The organism is Actinomycetota bacterium, from assembly GCA_030019255.1.
GTDB lineage: Bacteria > Actinomycetota > Geothermincolia > Geothermincolales > RBG-13-55-18 > Solincola_A.
Genome location: JASEFK010000035.1, coordinates 1 through 690 on the forward strand (window position 1 = coordinate 1; position 690 = coordinate 690).

General features: G+C 68.4%; 1 protein-coding gene. It reads right to left on the minus strand.

The window, feature by feature from the left end; translation table 11 throughout:
• Positions 1-690, minus strand: a 690-nt coding sequence (locus tag QME84_12725) for a hypothetical protein (protein MDI6875127.1), incomplete at both ends; no start/stop codon positions are given.

Here is a 690-nt window from a genome sequence, read left to right on the forward strand (position 1 = left end):
AGGGCCTGGGCCAGCACCGCGGGGTTCAGGGCCTTCAGGGCCTCGGTCAAGAGGGCGGGGTTTGCGGATATGCCCGCCCCCAGGCCCGAGCCCACCGCGGGGGCGAGCAGGGGCAAAAGGTCCGAGGTCATCTGGGGGTTGGCGTTCACCACCCGCGCCAGCACCTCCACGTCCAGGAGCCCCAGGACGCGTGAGAGCAGGGCCTGGCTTCCGATGAGGTCGGCCACGAAGCCGGGGTCGGTGTGGTCGGCGGCCTGTTTTACCAGGTCGATGGAGGAGTTGATGAGGTCGGCCACCACCGCGGGGTCCAAGTAGGAGAGCAGGCCGTTTATGAAGGAGGTGGCGCCCTGCAGGGCGGCGGCCACCGGGTAGGGCTGCATGAAGGGGGCGGAGGCGGAGAGCAGGGTGGTGTTGTTGAGGATGTCGGCGATGTAGGCGGGGGAGATGGAGCGGGTCACGCGGGTGACCATATCCAGGTTGGCGTTGAGGGAGCCCGCGAGCACCGCGGGGTCCAGGTAGGCCATCACCGAGGCCAGGAAGGCCCCGTTGGCGTTGATCACCCCCGCCACCACCGAGGGGTCGATGTAGTCCAGGGAGGAGGAGAGCATGGCCCCGTTGGCGTTCACCACCTGGGCGATCACATAGGGGTCCAGGTAGGAGACCAGGGAGGCGAGGAAGGGCCCGTTTGAG